Raw genomic sequence first — 17,491 nt, forward strand, 5'->3', positions numbered from 1 at the left:
TTTAGTTTTGATATCCAGGATTTTGTGTCCAAACATTACCAGATAATTCTATTTCTTGAATAGGAATTGGGAAAAGCTCATGTTTTCCAGTTTGAAAACCAGGTATGGCTTGTGCTGCTCTTCCTGTTCTAACCAAATCGAAGAAACGGTGCCCTTCACCCACTAATTCCACACGACGTTCTTTGTAAATATCGTTTGTTAAATTACTTCCTGTAGTTGTAACATTGCCAAGTTTGGCTCTATTACGCACTTTATTTAAATAATTTTGAGCTCTAGCATCACTTATAGTGCCTCTGTTTAATGCCTCGGCAGCCATTAATAATACGTCTGCATAACGAATCGCCCGTGTGTTATTTGGGTTTGTAAGTGCCGCATCCGGACGGTTAGCATCTCCCAAACGTGCTATGTACTTTCTATTAAAGTAGCCTGTTTGTTCGTAACCAGCATCTTCATTGTAACTGGCTGTTGGGTTTGCTTCAATCCATTTTTTGATATCTAAAATGGAATAATCCAACCGAATATCTCCGTCTTCAAAAGCATCTACTACATCTTGTGTAGGCACGTTAAAGCTATACCCAAAATCGAATACGGGCCCCACATAACCTCTTACACCATTAAAACCAACGGCATAGTTTCCTTCTAAACACTGAAAACAATCATAAGATCCGCCGTCAACATCAGAATATTGTATTTCAAAAACCGATTCAATATTATTTTCATAATTGTTCTCCCACATTAAAGGCGCTAGGCCTGAAGGTAATAAATCGTGTGGGCCATTGTTAATTAGATTTTCTAAAACCGTAGCTGCCTCAGTAAATTTTTCTTGATATAGGTATGCTTTACCCAATAAAGCTTCGGCCGCAGCTTTTGTTACTCTTCCTGTTTGACTTTGTGTGTATGGAAGGTTAGCCACCGCAAAAATCAAATCCTTTTCTATTTGAGCGTATACTTGTGCTTTAGGCGTTCTTTCTATTCCAAATTGATCACCAAATTGAATACGTTTATCAACCACTAAAGGCACATCTCCAAACCATTTTACCAATTCAAAATAATAGAAAGCTCTTAAAAATCTTGTTTGAGCTAAAACACTTGTTTTGTTTGAAAAATCGGTTTTATCTTGAAACTCCATGATGTAGTTGGCACGATTAACGCCTGTGTACATCCATGTCCAAATATTTCTTAATTGGGCATTTACAGGTGTGTGAATCATATCATCAATTTCTTGAATACCAGGCGTATCTGTAGCACTTTCACCACCAGCAAGTGTATTGTCTGATGCTATTTCAGCAACTTGAAATTGTTGTGCGGTTGCTTGTAAATAATCGTATGCTGCAATTAAGGCTTCTTGATAATCTGCTTCCGAATTAAAGAAATCTTCTGAATTCTCGTCTTGTGAAGCCACATCAATAAAATCGTCAGCACATGAAAACATTGCTATAAAAGCGAATGAAACAAGAATCTTTATAGTTTTTAAATTTTTCATAATACTTAATTATAATTTTAAGTTAATTCCTAATAAAAATGTTTTAGCGCTAGGATAAAACCCTTGGTCTATACCTCCACCAATTGGGGCTCCACTAGAAGCTGTAGGATCGTAACCTTTATATTCTGTAAGTGTAAATAAGTTACTTGCTGAAACATAGAGGCGTAGTTTACTTATTCTAGAATCTTTTAATACTTTATCCGAAAATGTATAACCTAATTGCACATTTTGCAAGCGGACAAAAGAACCATCTTCAACATAAAAATTTGAAAACAACCCGTTTGGAGTAGCACCGTTAGATACTCTAGGAAATGAGTTGCTAGTGCCTTCTCCAGTCCAGCGTGCTAAATAAGAATTTGTTCTGTTGGTAAGCTGTTGACCACGTTCGTAATTACGAACAATCTCGTTACCAACCGAAGCGAAAGCGTAAGCTGCAAAATCGAAATTTTTATAATCTATAGATATATTAAGACCCATGGTAGCATCTGGTAGTGGGTTTCCTAAGTTAACTCTATCATCTAAAGTGATCATGCCATCTCCGTTTTGGTCTACATACTTTATATCTCCTGGTTGTGGGATAATGTCCCCTACAGCCGAGGCATCAATTTCTGCTTGGTTTTGAAAAATTCCAGCAGTTTCGTACCCATAAAAATATCCTATAGGAAATCCAGCTTCCATTCTAGAAGGTGCGGGTTGGCTAATACCAAAGCCTCCGCCTTCAAGAACCCCTGTATTTGTATTTACATACAAAACTTCATTTTTAATATATGTCACATTATACTTGATGCTGAATTTAAAATTGTCGCTAAAATTATCTGAATAGCCAATCGCAAATTCAAGTCCTTCATTCTCTACGGTACCGCCATTAACAACAGGTGCACCACCAGTACCTAACAGTCCTGATACTTCTGGAATTACTAATAAATCTTCAGTTCTTTTCTTAAAATAATCGGCAGTAACATCCATTTTATTGTTTAAAAAACGCATGTCTAAACCAATATCGAAGGTTTTTTGTTTTTCCCATCTAATTTCAGGGTTTGCAATGCCACCGCTGGCTGTTCCTATAAATTCTTGATTATCAAAAATATAAGTGCCTTCACCATTTAGTAATGAAATATATCTGTAATCTGGAATTCGGTCGTTACCCAAAATACCGTAAGAAGCTCTTACTTTTAATAAGTTGAAAACGCTGCTATTTTTAAGAAATTCTTCATCTGAAGCTACCCAACCAATAGATCCTGAAGGGAAAAAACCAAATCTATTTTCAGGTCCGAATTTTGTAGAACCATCACGTCTTATTACGGCAGATAATAAATATTTTCCATCATAATCGTATTGTAATCTTGCAAAATATGATAGTAACCTAGAATCGAAAGTTGCATTTCTGCCTGTAAACCTGTTGATGTTTTCTATATCTGAGGCTTGTTCTAAACTGGCATTCGTAACATCATTGTCTAGAATATCAAATCCTGTGGCTCCTGTAAACTCGCCTGTTGTTTTAAAAACCGATGTGCCTAAAAGCACATTGATATTATGTGTATTGTTAAATTCATTTTCATATTTAACAAAAGCATCAAACGTATAGTCTCTAAAATAATTTAAGCCTTCAAAAACACTACTTCTATCAACATTACTATTTTTACCGCTACCAAAATATGCTATGGGATTGAACACTTTAGCGTTAACTTCTGAATAGTTAAATTGAATGTTTGATTGTGCAGTAAAATGGTCTAGAAAATTATATGACAAACCTGCGTTACCACTTAGTTTCAGGGTCTTACTTCTGTCAAAAATATCATCTATTTGTGCTAAGGGATTGATAACTTCGCCTCCCAATCCTTCTGCTAATGTATATGCTCCTGCCTCATCGTAAACTGAAAATGTAGGCGCCATGTTTATAGCATTAAACAGTACTGACGAATTTGAGTTTTCTGGAAGGTTTCTCTTATTGGTTCTCATTAAAGTAAGACCAGAAGTGAATTTAAAATTCTCTAAGAAATCTAAACTATAACTGGCATTATTAGTAAAACGCGTAAAATTGGATTTGTTACCACCAACAATACCGTCTTGTGTTAAAAATGAACCACTGTATGAGTAAGTTGAATTTTTACCACCTCCTTTAAAAAGAATATTATGGTTTGTTATTGGAGCACTTTCAAAAACCAAATCTTGCCAATCTGTACCTATACCTAAACCCGCTATGTTAGAAAAAGGAGGTGTATTACCACCAGCAGCATATGCTTCGTTAACAATTAAAGCATACTCTGTAGCATTTAAAACAGGTATTTTTCGAGTTGTTTCTTGAAAACCAGCGTAGGCATTATACTCAACGGTCAGTGGCATTTCTTTGCGACCCGTTTTAGTTTTTATAAGGATTACCCCATTTGCTGCTCTCACACCGTAAATACCCGCTGTAGCATCCTTAAGAATGTTTATGCTTTCAATGTCATTTGGATTTAAAACATCTAGGTTTTCAATAACATTACCATCAACTAAAATTAATGGTTTGTTATCACCATTAGTAGATACACCTCTTATACTAATGGTTGAGCCACCACCAGGAGTACCAGATTGAGAAGTGATATTAACACCTGCAACCTGACCTTGTAAGGCTTGTTCAATTCGTGTTGGTTTTAAGGCTTCTATATTTTCGCTAGATACAACACTAACAGCTCCTGTAATCTCTTTTTTAGTTTGCGTACCATAACCAATTACAACAACTTCATCTAGCTTTGCTATATCTTCTTGAAGTGTAATAGTTAATGGTGAATTATTACTAACCTTAATTTCTTGGGTAAGATATCCTATATAACTAATAAATAGTGTAGTTCCTAGTTTAATGTCTGTGATTGTAAAATTACCATCAAAATCGGAAGTAGTTCCTTTACTTGTATCTTTTACAAGTATGTTAACTCCAGGAATAGGTATACCACTTTGGTCTAGAGTCGTTCCGCTTACATTTATATTTTGCGCACTTGAGTATGCAATGAAAAATAAAGCAAGAATTTTAAAGAGATAATGTCTCATATACATTTAGTTTTTAGTTTAAGTAAAATTAACCCTAAAGATTGATGCATTACAATTTTTAACCACAACAAAAAACATACATAGCAAGAAAAGGCGCGTGTTTTTGATAAAAACCTAAAAATTGAAGTTGTTTTTAAGAAAAATACATTTTAAGGAATTTCTGTTTTTAGATTAGAAAACAGATAATGTTGTGGTATTGTATAGGTGAAAATCACACATGTTGTGTGTTTATATTTCTAAAATATAATCTGTTAAGCTATCATCGTGCTCTAAATTCATTTTTTTTCTTAGTCTGTAACGCTTTACTTCTACGCTTCTTGAAGATATATTTAGGAGTGGTGCTATTTCTTTTGAAGATAAATTGAGCCTTAGGTAAGCGCAAAGACGTAAATCATTAGAAGTTAAAGAAGGGTGTGTTGATTTTACTTTTTTTAAGAAATCTTTATCGGCATTATTGAAAGCTTCTTCAAAAGCATGCCAATCATCAGTATTATTTAAATTTCTATCTATTATTTTTATAACCTGTTTTAAATTTTTGTCTTCTTGAGCCTTTTGCAATTCTTTTTTAATATTGTTTAAAAACTCGTTCTTTTTAATTAAGCTCATGGTAGAAATACCTAACTCTCTGTTTTTGCTTTCAATATCTTGTCTTAGCTTATCATTATTAAAACGCATTTGCTGCTGCTTGTTCTCAAGTTCTTTTAGCTCTAACTCTTTTTGTGTTTTTTCTAGTAATTTTTCTCTTTGTTTTCTATAATAACGTTTATATATATTATGCATTAGTAATGAAAAAAGAAGAATAAAAAGTATATATCCTGCTATGGCTATATTAGAGATGTACCAAGGTCTTTCTATTGTAAATGAATAGCTTTCTGTGTTTTCGGAAAATTGATTCCCCAATCGCCCTCTCACATAAAAGGTGTAACTGCCATGAGGCAGGTTTTCAAATAAGGCATTTGAGCTAGTTGACCACTTGCTCCATTCGTTATAAATACCTTCTAATTTAAATTGATATTCTTCTACTATATATTTTTTATATTCTGGTATGCTAAATTCAAACTGAATATTGTTTTCATTATTTTTATATAACCCCTTTTCATTTTTATTAATTAAATTGAATTTATATCCATGCTTGTACGTACTTGTGGAAATTGAATTAATACTAATTTTGAATGTTGTATTAATCATTTTATCTAAGTCGATTAAAATATAACCTTGCGATGTGCCAAATAAGCACATATTGTCTTTTATATAAGTTATGTTTTCATAACCAGGCACATCATTTCTTAGGTTAACAGGTAATGAAATCGTGTTAATTTTTGGAACACCGCTTAACTTACTTGGTGCTATATAGCTGATGTTGTATTTTGAAAAGCTCCACAACCTATTAGATTTGGTATCTGCAACTAGTTTACCAGATGTATAGTTTTCTTTATTGAATAATTTACTATAAATGGTGTCTTTGATAAATTTTTGTTGATTTTTATTGTATTTAAAAACACCTTCTTTATAGCTATATAAAATATCATTTTGGTATTTTATAAGACTTGATTTTTCTCCTTTAGAAACAGACAAATCTTGATTAATGCTTATCGCTTTAGTTAAATTTTGGTCTATCGTTACTTTAAAAACACCTTTGTATTCGTGACTAACCAGTACTTCTGTGGGATTAAGCATTTCAAAATATCTACTTGAAATATCGAAGCCTTTAATTTTGTTCCTAAGTTTCCAGCTTCCATTAACGTTTTCAATAATATTAAGTCCATTGTAATTCCCTTGAAGCAATAAATCATTTCTATCATCAATTTTTTTTATGCCCCATGTACCCAATACATCTAAAACCAAATTAGCCTTATTACCGTTAATAACAAAGGTTCCAGAATTATGTCCACAAAACAAGATATTACCAATAGCTGTTAAACACCAAGTAGCACCTTGAGTGCCTTCTATTAATGAAAATTCTGTTGAACTAGCTTCTAAACTTTTATAAAACAACCCCTGATTGGTTCCCAAATACAGGTAGCCATTAAAACTTATTGAGGTGTTTACCGAGCCTATATCCCCCTTTTGATCTTTATAGATACTAAAAGGGGACTTTATATTTATGCAGTTAATACCATTTTCTAAACCTACCCAAATATTATTTTCTAAATCTTCAAAAACAGATAGTACGGTGTTATTGCTTAACCCATTTGTTTGGTCTATTTGATAATTAATATAACCATCTGGTGTAAGGTGAATAATGCCATTTGAAACAGTGCCTAATAAGAAACTTTTGTCTTTTAACTGTGTGCTACTATAAATTCTAATTCTAGATAGAGTTTCATTTGCTGGGATTAACCATTTTGTAAGCGCGTTATTTTTTAATTGATAAAAGCCTGAATCTTCGGTTTCAAATAAGATACTCCCGTTATGGTTAAATATGTTTACGAGTAGATTTTCTTTTAAAATACTATTGCTTGAGACTAATTTAGATTTACCATTTTCTATTTCGTAAACACCATCTTTAACTTTTTGAAAATAAATGCTTTTATCGATTTTAAACATTTTATAAATGGTAGTGCTCGATTCTATAATTGAGTAATCTTGAGTTTGTGTATTATAAATGTATATTCTGTTTAAAGATTGAAACAAAATCCAATAATCAATAGTTATAATGTTCCAAATTTCCTCATCATCAAGAAAAGGGATATTTATTTTTTTAGAAAGTGATGTGTATTCTAAAGTCCCATATATACTTGGTTTCCAATATCCAAATTCTCTATAGCTACCCGTGTAAATAAGGTTGTTTATTACCTTAACGGCCCTAATGGTTGTTTGGTTTGGTGAGGTAAAAAGCGTCCACTTGGCGCCATTAAATTCTAAAAGACCTTTGTTATTGGCAACATAAATATATTTTTCTTTAGATTGAGACATAGCCCAATTTTGATTTTCAGCACCATAGTCGGTTGGAGTATAAACTTCTATTGGTGGTCTTTCTTGAGATTCTAAATAGAAACAGACACAAAATATTAATAAAGAAAAAATTAGTTTAGTTAGTTTCAAAACAAAGCAAGTATTGTTGTGTTACTAAATTAATAAAAATAAGGTACCAAAACACTTTTGTATAGTTTTTGTATAGATTAATTTTTATAAGACAATGTTGGCTTTTATGGTTTTTTGAAAAAAATATTTGGCTATACAATGAAAGGGAAAATTAAAGTGAGAATAAAAAAGAAAGTAAAAAGTAAGATTGTCATGACTAGTCCTAAAAACAAACCCCTGTGTTGATAAAAAACACAGGGGTTTATAGTGGAGAAGATGGGATTCGAACCCACGACCTCTTGACTGCCAGAGTTATGATTAGACCATTAAGCACTACCATACTATAACATATAATATTGATTATCAGCATTTTAATAATTTTTAATGTTAATCAATATCAAACAAAATCAATGGTTTGCGTGCAAATTGCGTGCAAATTTTTTACTACCTTTGAGTATCATGAACACTAATTTAAAACTTTCTTTAGATACTCGTAGGAAGAAAAAAGACAATTCCTTTCCAATCATTTTAAGGCTAAGTCATTTTCGAAAAACCACGTCTATAGGGCTAGGAGAGTCTGTGGAATTAAATTTTTGGGATGAAAAAAGTGAAAAAATAAAAAAATCTTATGGTGACTCTAAAACCGTAAAAAATTTAAATTACAAACTATTAAAAGCAAAAGTGCGTGCAAATAATGTTATTGAAAAATTAAATGAAACTGAAGAACTTAATTATTTATCCATATCACAATTAAAAAATAAGATTACTAAAAAAGTTACTGTCAATTCATTTTTTGAATATAGCAACAGCATCATAGAAGACCTTAAAAAGGTTGGTCGGTATGGAAATGCCAATTCTTATTATGCAATCACTAAAATTTTAAAAAAATTCAATAATGATAATGATTTAAAATTTAACGAAGTTAATTACGAGTTTCTTAAAAAATTTGAACAATTTCATTATTCTAGAGGAAATTCCACTAATGGATTAGCTGTTTATATGAAGACCATAAGGGCTATATTTAATAAAGCCATTAAATCTGGGATTATTGCAAAAGAAGCCTATCCTTTTGTAAATTATAAGATAAAAACGACACCTACCGAAAAAAGAGCTTTAGATATTAATAGTATAAAATCAATCATGCTATTGCAATTAGATGAATCGGACAATCTTTTTCATTTTCGAAATTACTTTTTAGCATCCTACATGCTTTATGGTGTTTCATTTATCGATATGGCTTTTTTGAAACTTGAAAACATTGTAGATAATCGTATAAAATATTTTAGAAGTAAAACATCTAAACCGTATGATATTAAAATCACTGCTCCATTAAAAGAGATACTTGATTTTTACACAAAAGACAAAGTAAAATCCGATTTCATCTTTCCAATTATAAAAAGAGACCCCTACGAACTTCAATACAAAGATGTATTATGGGCTCGCAAAGTTTATAACAAGGGGCTAAAGCAAATTGCAGAAAAATGTAATATTGAACAACGAGTAACATCTTATGTGTCTCGCCATAGTTTTGCAACTCAAGCAATGCTTCAAGATGTTCCTTTACTTGCTATTTCTGCCATGTTAGGCCATAACCGCTTAACAACTACTCAAATTTATCTTAAATCTTTACCTAGTGAAGTATTAGATGATTATAATAAAAAATTAGTTCAGCTTTAGCTTTATTTAAGAAAAGCAATTTAAATAGACCCTATCAATTCCCTAAAATTATCTGTATTAATCACTTTTATCTGTGAATCATAACTCTCAATAAAACTTTTATGGATTTTTATTTTTGCTTTTGGATTCCATTTAAACTCATAACCAGAAATCTTACCTGACTCTTCTTCTACATAATCTATTTCTTGTTGCTGTTTTGTACGCCAGAAATATTGACTTATCCTCATCTTAGAATAACTTAGTTTTTTAAGTCTTTCACTTATTAAAAAATTCTCCCAAATTGCGCCTGTATCTGCCCTAGAGTTTAATGATGTAAAATTACCTAGGATGGCGTTTCTAACACCTGTGTCATAGAAATATATTTTCTGATTTGTTTTAATTTCATTTCTCAAGTTTCTGCTAAAACTTGGTAATTTAAAAATCACATAAGTCTTACATAATAAATCAATATAACTTTCAACGGTTCCCTTGTTAATACCTATTAATCTAGAAAGTTCGTTATAGCTTACTTCATTTCCTAATTGAAGTGCTAATGCTTTCAATAATTTTTCTAGAATTTCTGGTTTTCTAATTCCACTAAAAGCAAGGATGTCTTTGTATAAGTAACTATTAACTAATTGATTTAAGACTTCAATTTCATCACCAGGACTATTAATAACATCTGGGTACATTCCATAAAGCAACCTTAACTCTAATTGTTGTGTAGATTTCACATATCCAACATTGTCTTCCAGCTCTTGCCATGAAATTGGAAAGAGCTTATATTCCCATTTTCTACCTGTTAGTGGTTCATTAGTTAGATTATTTAACTCAAAAGCTGATGAACCACTTACAAATAATTGAACGGACTTAAATTGATCGGTAATAATTTTTAGTGTTATTCCAATATTTTCAATACGTTGGGCTTCATCAATAAAAATCACCTTAAAGCTTCCTATAATACTTTTTAATTCTTCTGTGTTAGGATTTGTTAAAATGTTCCTTATTGTAGGATCATCACCATCCAAAAACAAATAATCCATCCCCTCAAGTATTGACTTTATTAAGGTTGTTTTACCAACTTGTCTTGGGCCAATAAGAATAATGGCTTTTCCTGATCCTATTTTTTCATTTAAAATTGCTGATATAGTTCTATTTATCATAACCTTCTGTTATTGTAATAGCCAAAAGTACTGTTTTTTGGATAAAATATTGGCTAAAAGCAAATAAAATATGACTCCAAAACGAATAAACCGATTTCACCAATTATTAAAGCAGGAATTGCACATATATATTTTGTGAGTATTCATCCTTTTGAAGATGGTAACGGACGTATTGCCCGAGCTATTGCAAAAAATTAATTTCTCTAAGTATGGAACAACCTACAATGATTTCTTTATCAAAAACAATTGAAGAACATAAAAAAGCCTACTTCGAATCACTAGAGAAAAATAACAAAAACCGCAATATTACTGATTGGTTGCTTTACTTTGGACAAACTATTTTAGAAGCCCAAGATGAAACACTCAGACTCATTGATTTTTTAATTGAAAAAGCAAAGTTTTTTGATCGATATAACTCTCTCCTGAATGAACGTCAATTAAAAGTTGTAAAGAGACTTTTCAATTCCGGGCATCAAGGTTTCGAAGGTGGTTTAAGTACCGAGAATTACACCAGAATTTCAAAAACTTCAGCTTCAACAACTACACGCGAGTTAAAAGGGACTCGTTACTGGTTGAACAAAAAACCTCTAGATACCATCAACAAATAAATTGTCAGTCATTAGGTTTGTGTTTGTGAGGTTTTAGCGGTGGGTAATCTTTTTTCTTTTCAGGTGTAACCCGTCTTCTTCTATCTAAATCTCCATCCTCTTTTTTCGGTTTAGGACCAGGCTTTATTGCTTCAATTTTCGTCATAATATTTGTTTTTAGATATAAAAACATAAATATCCGAAATTTAATAAGTAAAGGTTTATGAAATTCCGTATTCAATTAAACATAAGGATTACATAGAAATCATAATAAAACATAACAATTAAAAAACTGAACTGTTTAATCAATTAAATTAAACACTTATCTAACCCAATGTTGATAACACCTGCCACTAGAATCTTTAGTAATACGTTTACAACGTGCTCCTGCCTTTGTTTTTCCCGAACATTGAACAGACGACTTAGCCGCATCCTTTGAAGTTGTTTTGGTGGTACTTTTAAAATTTGAAGGATTTTGTGATGTACTAACTTCTGAGAGCGGTTTGCATACAGAACACGCACTATAATTTAATTCCAACGCTTTCTCTAAAGTAATTTCTTTTTTTGAATACTTTAAATAACCACAAGTGCTTTTATGAAACTTTTCACCTGATTTTGTTGTGTAAACAGTTTGAGAAGAAACATTTGCAGTAAATATTATTGAACAGACAAATAAAAAAACTTTAATTAATTTCATTATTCGCTCTTGATTTTCTTTTTATTTGCACGCCATTCCCAAGGTGCTACAGAAGTTGGATCTTGCCATAAACCATTTTTTTTTGATCGAGCATCATTTTCTAAACTTTGCAGCTTTGGGTCTTTAGAATATTTTACATAGTGCCATGCTAATCCTTTTTTAAGAAGTTCTTCGCTTAAATTTAAAGAACCATTATAAATTACATCTCCAATTAATCTACCATATCTATCTGTTCTTAGAATATTAATTTTTACCGTTTTATTAAAAATAGCATCAGAGGTAAATTTTTTGGCTTTGGTTGAAAAAGGCTGCTTTCTTTCTGGGCAATCTATGTTAGCTACACGAATTTTATGTAATTTAGAATCTTTGTCTAATAGCTTGAAAGTGTCGCCGTCTGCTATTGCCACTACTTTGCCTGTTATGATTTGCGAAAAGCCAAAAAGGCATGATAAAAACACAACAGTTAAAAAGAATTGTTTGAAATAGAACATTATTTTTTGTTTAAATATAAGATTTATCAACTTATTCAATAGTACATCTATTATGACAGATAGAAATTATATAATTTAATTCAAGTTTTCCATTAATAATAAACAATATGTTGCCATTTCAGAAATTGCTGAATTGTTAACAACATCATGCCCTTTGACCGCTTCATCAATACAAATTTTTAGATTCGTTGCAATTATTTTGATATAATCAATAGAATGGTCTTTGTATATATTTGCACAAAACTCACCACAAGTAGCTAACTTGTTTTCTTCTGTTGCATATTTCCAATCTGAAATGTTAGAATTATGCAGCGTTCCTACTTGATACCATTGATTAGTAGATTTAATAATTTCATTTTTACAAGAAGCAATTGTTAAAAATGTAATTGAGGCTATAAAAAAGATTAAAATAATAAGACAACCACTATTTTTAGATTTACTATATGTTTTTCTATATGTGATTCCGGGAATCCCGGTTCTTACTGAATAACCTTTGGAACTTACACTTCCGATTTTGGTTTTGACGCTAGGCGTTATACCCGATTTACTGATATTAACTCCAATTCCTTTTCCTAAGTTTATGCGTTTATTAAAACGAATGCTCATTTTTTATTTTTTTAGATAAAATCAGAAATTACCTTTTCAATACTGGATGGAATATCAGCGTTTTTAATCTTATATTTTTTCACTCCCATATCATCAAACCATTTGTTCCAATAGGCTTCAATAATCTCATAAGAATAAGGGTTTTCATCATTACGGCTCGTTATTCCAATAATTAAAACTTCTAAATCATTTAAATGGGTTGTTGCAGGGATAAACCCTAAGTCTTTCTTTTCCATTTCATCTTTCCAATTTCCTTTATTTAATTTCAAAGCATTTAAGCTATTAGGCGTTAAATAAGATGTTCTGTTCTTTTCCTTCATAACCGCTTTGTTATGATACATGTAACCATCGGTTAAAATTATAAGTATATTTCTGTGGCAAGTATCTATGCAATAATCGGCTGCATTATATTTAAAAAAACTCCAAATATCGGAACCTGGATACCCACCAGCCTTTATAGCATCCTTTTTTGCTAAATCATATAATTGAGAAGGTTTTAAAGCATATAGAGATACCGTTTCTTCAATTTGTGTTTTATAACTTTGTTTAGTAAAAACGACTTTTAATTCTTTAGCGATGTTATTTATGTCAGTGTCTGAAGGCTCTGGATTAAAAAAAAGTTGTATTCGATCTTCTAATAAAATTAATTTTTTATGTTTTACATGATCCACAAATACCTTTGACAAACTTGATAAATACGCTGAATCCTTTTCTTTTATTTTCGCTTCTTCAATTCTATCTGATAAGTCTAAAAGAATGCTGATGTTAAGATTATTTTCTTTTTGATCTAATATATATTTAGGACAATCACTAGAAAATTCTGATTTAATTACGTCTTCTATTATTTCGGCATCTTCCTTAGTGTCATTCTTACAACAAAATATTATAGAGAAAGTTGAAATAATAAGTATAAACTGTATCTGTTTCATAATTACTGTGTTTTGGTATATACTTTATTTTGATATGTGTCTGTGTCTAACTCTAAACTTTTGATGTGTTTTTCATATATCTTACTGCAATCTATTAGTAGAAGGTCTTTTTCATTTCCACCCATTCTTAATCCAGCTGATATATATTCTTGCCAACCTTGAAAATATTCAGTGGATAATGCTTTATAATTCATAACAGGAAGTATGCAACCATCAATTATATTTTGAAGTTCTGTTATTCTAATTTTTAATTTAGATCGTTCTTCCTCTATTTTTTCAACTCTTTCATTCAGTTTTGAAAGTATTTTATCCTTTTCGAAAATAGCTTCCTTTTTTTCTCTAATGAATAACTTAATTTTATCTCGATCTGCATGTTCTTTCATTACAAAATCAAATACTAACCCCCAAACAATATACGATACAAAACCAGCGAAAATAATAACCCAAAAACTAACACTTTGGAAGGCAACTGAAACATTAAACGGTTCGCTTTCAAAAGTTTTATTTAAATTATATAGTTTTTCATCTATTAGGTAAGCTAAAATAGCGTCGAACAGAAAAGTAATTATAAATAAAACAATAATTTTAAATTTACTTTCCCATCCTTTTTTCTCATGAAACATGTGAATTAAATACCCTAGAGCAAAGAATACAAATGGTATAAAAAGAACAAAACATAATTCAAGCCACCCGTCCTTATAAGCCTTTGAAAGTGCTTGTGGGTCAAACATACCTTGAAACAAACTAATCCCAGGGTCAAACTCCCTAAAAAAAGCTGAGAAAGATGTAGATATGTAAAATATAAATATGTAAACAGCTAAAGGCAATAGGAAACTTAAACCAATCCAAAATTTAGCTGAGGACCTATTGTTTATATCTATAAAATATTCTTCAGGATGTGTCTTAACCTTTCTAATATCTTGATTAAGCTTTTCAATATCTTCATCAACTTTTTTAATATTGATTTCTACTTTTTCAAGTTCTTCAGTTTTATTTAATAATGCCGTTTTTTTACCTTTCTGTTCTGTTGCATAGGGTTGTTTGAGACGTTCTTGTTCATTAAAATCCGTTTTACATTTGTTTTCGAATTTTTGATATAACGCATCTAATGATATGTGTAAATTATGTGAATTTCCTTGACATGCTTTAGAAGTGTTATATCCGTCTTCATGGTAAGTTATTTTTTCCTTCTCAATAGCTTCTGGTTTTACCACATTCATTTTTCCATTTTGAGAAGTTAATGCAGTTAGTTTTTTTAATAGTCCCATATTTCTTAGTCTTTAAGTTCTTTAAGAATTTCCTTTTTAGGTTTGCCTTGTTGGGCACTATCCAAAAGGTAATTGGCTAACTCTTCAATATTATCATCTAAAAAACCAAAGTTTTTAATATATTTTTTCAAGGCTATTTCTTCATCTACACTTACAATATTATCTGCCCAAATCATTAAGGCAAAATCATAGAGGTATTCTATTTTGTTTTCTAAGGTTTCTGGAATTAGGACGTCGCCTGCATACCCCGTTAAAACAGTGTCCAATTCCATTTTTGAAATGGCTCTTTCTTCTGCAAATTTGTATAACAATTGCATTTCTAAATGACTGAAATTATCATCGGCCAATGCAATTTGGTACAGTCTTAAAAAATGACTTTTCAATTCAGTAGTTATTTTTGTTTCTTCCATAAAAAGGATTAGTTGATTAATTGGTTCAATAGATCTTATCTCTTTTAAATTCCCTTTGCTTAGTGGGTTCTATTTTTTTGATTTTTTTTGTAGGTCTTTCAAAAAACAGAATTAAAAGAAATAGTATGCCTGAAATAATATCTATAGGAATCCAATATGCTTTTAGATATAAGTAAACAGGAATTATTGGGTTAAATAGAATGGCTATAATTCCAAAAATTATCACCCATAGAGTTTGTTTTAATAATGATGTAATGATTAACAATGCCCCTATAAAAACAATAATTCTTAACAGTGTATAATATTCAATGGGCATTTTTAAAACCGCTAAGAATAATAAAAAAGCACAAATAACAGCTATAAGTTTTATTTTATATGTAATTGTTGTTTTCATTATCAATGATATTCTAATTTAAAAGTGATTTGCGTATCTCTTGTTCTTTAAATACCTTATTTGTAGATGTTACCAGTAATAATTCATTATTCACCTTAATGATATTATAACTTGAATTACAATTAGTGATTCTAAGTTTTAAAGCTTTTAACCCTGAAACCAAACCTTCTGTTGTAGCCTTCTCATATACATAATTAGAACAAGAAATTTTGAATAAACATTTTCTTCTTTGGGACTCAGATATGAATGCCCAATACAATTTGATAATCAGTATGAGTAAATATTTCATAATTACTTACTAAAAACAACCATTTGCGTAGATGTTGTAAAGCCTGGTTTTGCTCCTAGACCAAAACACCCAGCGTCCGGTTGAACAAGGGTTGAAACACTTTCTAGTCGAACATATTTCCAGCCTTGTTTAGAGTGATGATTAATAATTTCTTCTAATTGATCTGCAACATGACTTGAATTTCCTTTCTTGGAGTCAATTGATGCAACGAATGGTATTACTTTATATTCCATAATAATTTATCCATTATATCCATTTCGCATTGCATTTGCAATACAATCGGATTTATTAAAATAACCTTGACTAGATGCTCCTACAATTCTTCCATTTGAAGCAATTCTTCTCCATCTCCATTCTTTACTTCCATCTAAATAAAACTCCCATTTATCATTCATAATTTTTAATATTTAATGCTTAACAATTCAAACTTAAACACATTATAAATCAAAACCTTACGGGATTCCGTAAGGTCTTACATTTTGACTTTTAAAAAGTTCACTACCACTAAATTAATAGATATGCTTGGCGCTTAAATATACTAATGCTTTAATCTATCTTGACCTTTACTATATTTTATATAAAATTTATCAGCAGAAACATTTTTAAAATATTTAGTTTTGGTTAAAGTTTTTTGATTACAAAATTCATCTTGAACTAATTCAAGTATTTCACTTTCTGGATAATTACCAATTTCCTTTATATAAAAGTCATTTTCAACAAGTTTGGCACTTTCTTCCTTGCCAATTTTATATTGAATTCTGTTACTAAAAATAAATGGGCTATCTGATTTAGTGAATGTTTTATTAACTATCTGCTTTCTGGTTGGATATCTAAAAAGGTTGCAATCTCTAAAAAGTAATTCATTAATAGAATATTCTGATATTGACTTAGAAGTTTTTGAAGGTATTATAACTATTTCCTCTTCGGCATATGATGTTGAAAAACCAGATGAAGTTTTAATTCCAGAGGATTTTGAGGTTGATACATTGTTTGTTTGAATTAAATCAGAATAATTCAAACCTGTGATAGATTTTGATGCAACCAATCCACTGAAAACTGAACTTTCCAAATTCTTTGAAGCAATATACACTCTGTTTTTATAATAGTTATTAGCTACTCCATTTAATATAAAAAAGCTTTCTTTCAAATTTATATAAATGGTGGTCTCCGTTTTATTATAAAAGGTAAAGCCAATATTACCACCTTCATCCCAAAGATTATATAAAACTTTGCAATTATCATCTTCAAAGACTAGTAATTTATCCTTAAGTACAACCTTATCCGAAGACGAAGCCTTATAAACTTGATAGAAAGGTGTTGAACAAGATGTTGCCAACATAACAATTAAAATTGTAAAAATTAAATACTTTTTATTCATAATAAATTTGTTTTTATAAATATTTAAAGTCGGCTTGTTCCGACTATAAAACAAAAGTAAATCCATAGCGTTTCTATTCTTTACGGAAA

Annotated in this window: 19 protein-coding genes; 3 read left to right on the forward strand and 16 right to left on the reverse strand. The window is 30.6% G+C overall.

The window, feature by feature from the left end; genetic code table 11:
* Position 1: 1 nt before the first annotated feature.
* The 3 genes from VP395_RS08085 to VP395_RS08095 all read right to left on the reverse strand — a co-directional run bounded on the left by VP395_RS08085 (position 2) and on the right by VP395_RS08095 (position 7,555).
* The gene (locus VP395_RS08085; protein WP_346241333.1) at positions 2 to 1,483 is read right to left on the reverse strand and encodes a RagB/SusD family nutrient uptake outer membrane protein; all 1,482 of its coding nucleotides are present in this window, start codon (positions 1,481 to 1,483) and stop codon (positions 2 to 4) included.
* A 9-nt stretch (positions 1,484 to 1,492) separates the two neighbouring features.
* Positions 1,493 to 4,510: a SusC/RagA family TonB-linked outer membrane protein gene (locus tag VP395_RS08090; protein ID WP_346241335.1), complete on the reverse strand. Its 3,018-nt coding sequence runs from the start codon at positions 4,508 to 4,510 to the stop codon at positions 1,493 to 1,495.
* Between the two features lie 228 nt (positions 4,511 to 4,738).
* Entirely contained in the window at positions 4,739 to 7,555 is a 2,817-nt protein-coding gene (locus VP395_RS08095) for a triple tyrosine motif-containing protein (protein ID WP_346241337.1), read from the reverse strand.
* Between the two features lie 438 nt (positions 7,556 to 7,993).
* Here VP395_RS08095 and VP395_RS08100 point away from each other — a divergent pair, with 438 nt between their 5' ends.
* Positions 7,994 to 9,211 carry a phage integrase SAM-like domain-containing protein gene (locus tag VP395_RS08100; RefSeq protein WP_346241339.1) on the forward strand — a complete coding sequence of 406 codons (1,218 nt, stop codon included), beginning with the start codon at positions 7,994 to 7,996 and terminating at the stop codon, positions 9,209 to 9,211.
* Positions 9,212 to 9,231: 20 nt separating this feature from the next.
* Here the strand turns inward: VP395_RS08100 and VP395_RS08105 are convergent, their stop codons facing one another.
* Entirely contained in the window at positions 9,232 to 10,353 is a 1,122-nt protein-coding gene (locus tag VP395_RS08105; RefSeq protein WP_346241341.1) for an ATP-binding protein, read from the reverse strand.
* A gap of 63 nt (positions 10,354 to 10,416) precedes the next feature.
* On the opposite strand from VP395_RS08105, the gene VP395_RS15810 reads away from it, so the two are divergent.
* A complete protein-coding gene (locus tag VP395_RS15810) occupies positions 10,417 to 10,551 on the forward strand; it encodes a Fic family protein (protein ID WP_379884306.1) in 135 nt (44 codons plus the stop codon).
* 11 nt (positions 10,552 to 10,562) lie between these two features.
* Positions 10,563 to 10,961 carry a Fic family protein gene (locus VP395_RS08110; protein WP_346241343.1) on the forward strand — a complete coding sequence of 133 codons (399 nt, stop codon included), beginning with the start codon at positions 10,563 to 10,565 and terminating at the stop codon, positions 10,959 to 10,961.
* Positions 10,962 to 10,965: 4 nt separating this feature from the next.
* On the opposite strand, the gene VP395_RS08115 is transcribed toward VP395_RS08110, so the two are convergent.
* The 12 genes from VP395_RS08115 to VP395_RS08165 form a co-directional block, all read right to left on the reverse strand.
* Positions 10,966 to 11,106: a hypothetical protein gene (locus tag VP395_RS08115; protein ID WP_346241345.1), complete on the reverse strand. Its 141-nt coding sequence runs from the start codon at positions 11,104 to 11,106 to the stop codon at positions 10,966 to 10,968.
* 156 nt (positions 11,107 to 11,262) lie between these two features.
* Positions 11,263 to 11,637 (reverse strand): hypothetical protein, encoded by a 375-nt coding sequence (locus VP395_RS08120; protein ID WP_346241347.1) that lies wholly within the window; start codon positions 11,635 to 11,637, stop codon positions 11,263 to 11,265.
* Complete coding sequence (locus VP395_RS08125; protein WP_346241348.1) at positions 11,637 to 12,128, reverse strand: thermonuclease family protein; 492 nt, start codon at positions 12,126 to 12,128, stop codon at positions 11,637 to 11,639. The genes VP395_RS08120 and VP395_RS08125 overlap by 1 nt, the downstream gene beginning before the upstream one ends.
* Before the next feature lie 75 nt (positions 12,129 to 12,203).
* A complete protein-coding gene (locus VP395_RS08130; protein WP_346241350.1) occupies positions 12,204 to 12,734 on the reverse strand; it encodes a DUF4236 domain-containing protein in 531 nt (176 codons plus the stop codon).
* Between the two features lie 11 nt (positions 12,735 to 12,745).
* Positions 12,746 to 13,663 (reverse strand): hypothetical protein, encoded by a 918-nt coding sequence (locus VP395_RS08135; RefSeq protein ID WP_346241352.1) that lies wholly within the window; start codon positions 13,661 to 13,663, stop codon positions 12,746 to 12,748.
* Positions 13,664 to 13,665: 2 nt separating this feature from the next.
* A complete protein-coding gene (locus VP395_RS08140; RefSeq protein WP_346241354.1) occupies positions 13,666 to 14,931 on the reverse strand; it encodes an MFS transporter in 1,266 nt (421 codons plus the stop codon).
* 5 nt (positions 14,932 to 14,936) lie between these two features.
* On the reverse strand, positions 14,937 to 15,341 hold the full coding sequence (locus VP395_RS08145) for a hypothetical protein (protein ID WP_346241356.1): 405 nt from the start codon (positions 15,339 to 15,341) through the stop codon (positions 14,937 to 14,939).
* Between the two features lie 25 nt (positions 15,342 to 15,366).
* Complete coding sequence (locus VP395_RS08150) at positions 15,367 to 15,735, reverse strand: DUF6804 family protein (RefSeq protein ID WP_346241358.1); 369 nt, start codon at positions 15,733 to 15,735, stop codon at positions 15,367 to 15,369.
* 13 nt (positions 15,736 to 15,748) lie between these two features.
* On the reverse strand, positions 15,749 to 16,024 hold the full coding sequence (yidD, locus tag VP395_RS15815) for a membrane protein insertion efficiency factor YidD (protein ID WP_379884264.1): 276 nt from the start codon (positions 16,022 to 16,024) through the stop codon (positions 15,749 to 15,751).
* 2 nt (positions 16,025 to 16,026) lie between these two features.
* A complete protein-coding gene (locus tag VP395_RS08155; RefSeq protein ID WP_346241359.1) occupies positions 16,027 to 16,257 on the reverse strand; it encodes a DUF4177 domain-containing protein in 231 nt (76 codons plus the stop codon).
* Positions 16,258 to 16,263: 6 nt separating this feature from the next.
* The gene (locus VP395_RS08160; RefSeq protein ID WP_346241360.1) at positions 16,264 to 16,419 is read right to left on the reverse strand and encodes a YegP family protein; all 156 of its coding nucleotides are present in this window, start codon (positions 16,417 to 16,419) and stop codon (positions 16,264 to 16,266) included.
* Positions 16,420 to 16,562: 143 nt separating this feature from the next.
* Positions 16,563 to 17,402: a hypothetical protein gene (locus VP395_RS08165; RefSeq protein WP_346241361.1), complete on the reverse strand. Its 840-nt coding sequence runs from the start codon at positions 17,400 to 17,402 to the stop codon at positions 16,563 to 16,565.
* Between the last annotated feature and the right edge of the window lie 89 nt (positions 17,403 to 17,491).

It is taken from the genome of Mariniflexile soesokkakense, from assembly GCF_039650365.1.
Taxonomy (GTDB): domain Bacteria; phylum Bacteroidota; class Bacteroidia; order Flavobacteriales; family Flavobacteriaceae; genus Mariniflexile; species Mariniflexile soesokkakense.

Coding starts and splice junctions, on each gene's coding strand:
- VP395_RS08155 (WP_346241359.1), bottom strand. CDS start 16,257: ATGGAATATAAAGTAATACCATTCGTTGCATCAATTGACTCCAAGAAA.
- VP395_RS08145 (WP_346241356.1), bottom strand. CDS start 15,341: ATGGAAGAAACAAAAATAACTACTGAATTGAAAAGTCATTTTTTAAGA.
- VP395_RS08105 (WP_346241341.1), bottom strand. CDS start 10,353: ATGATAAATAGAACTATATCAGCAATTTTAAATGAAAAAATAGGATCA.
- VP395_RS08085 (WP_346241333.1), bottom strand. CDS start 1,483: ATGAAAAATTTAAAAACTATAAAGATTCTTGTTTCATTCGCTTTTATA.
- yidD (WP_379884264.1), bottom strand. CDS start 16,024: ATGAAATATTTACTCATACTGATTATCAAATTGTATTGGGCATTCATA.
- VP395_RS08090 (WP_346241335.1), bottom strand. CDS start 4,510: ATGAGACATTATCTCTTTAAAATTCTTGCTTTATTTTTCATTGCATAC.
- VP395_RS08125 (WP_346241348.1), bottom strand. CDS start 12,128: ATGTTCTATTTCAAACAATTCTTTTTAACTGTTGTGTTTTTATCATGC.
- VP395_RS08160 (WP_346241360.1), bottom strand. CDS start 16,419: ATGAATGATAAATGGGAGTTTTATTTAGATGGAAGTAAAGAATGGAGA.
- VP395_RS08135 (WP_346241352.1), bottom strand. CDS start 13,663: ATGAAACAGATACAGTTTATACTTATTATTTCAACTTTCTCTATAATA.
- VP395_RS08110 (WP_346241343.1), top strand. CDS start 10,563: ATGGAACAACCTACAATGATTTCTTTATCAAAAACAATTGAAGAACAT.
- VP395_RS08165 (WP_346241361.1), bottom strand. CDS start 17,402: ATGAATAAAAAGTATTTAATTTTTACAATTTTAATTGTTATGTTGGCA.
- VP395_RS08150 (WP_346241358.1), bottom strand. CDS start 15,735: ATGAAAACAACAATTACATATAAAATAAAACTTATAGCTGTTATTTGT.
- VP395_RS08140 (WP_346241354.1), bottom strand. CDS start 14,931: ATGGGACTATTAAAAAAACTAACTGCATTAACTTCTCAAAATGGAAAA.
- VP395_RS08120 (WP_346241347.1), bottom strand. CDS start 11,637: ATGAAATTAATTAAAGTTTTTTTATTTGTCTGTTCAATAATATTTACT.
- VP395_RS08100 (WP_346241339.1), top strand. CDS start 7,994: ATGAACACTAATTTAAAACTTTCTTTAGATACTCGTAGGAAGAAAAAA.
- VP395_RS08130 (WP_346241350.1), bottom strand. CDS start 12,734: ATGAGCATTCGTTTTAATAAACGCATAAACTTAGGAAAAGGAATTGGA.
- VP395_RS08115 (WP_346241345.1), bottom strand. CDS start 11,106: ATGACGAAAATTGAAGCAATAAAGCCTGGTCCTAAACCGAAAAAAGAG.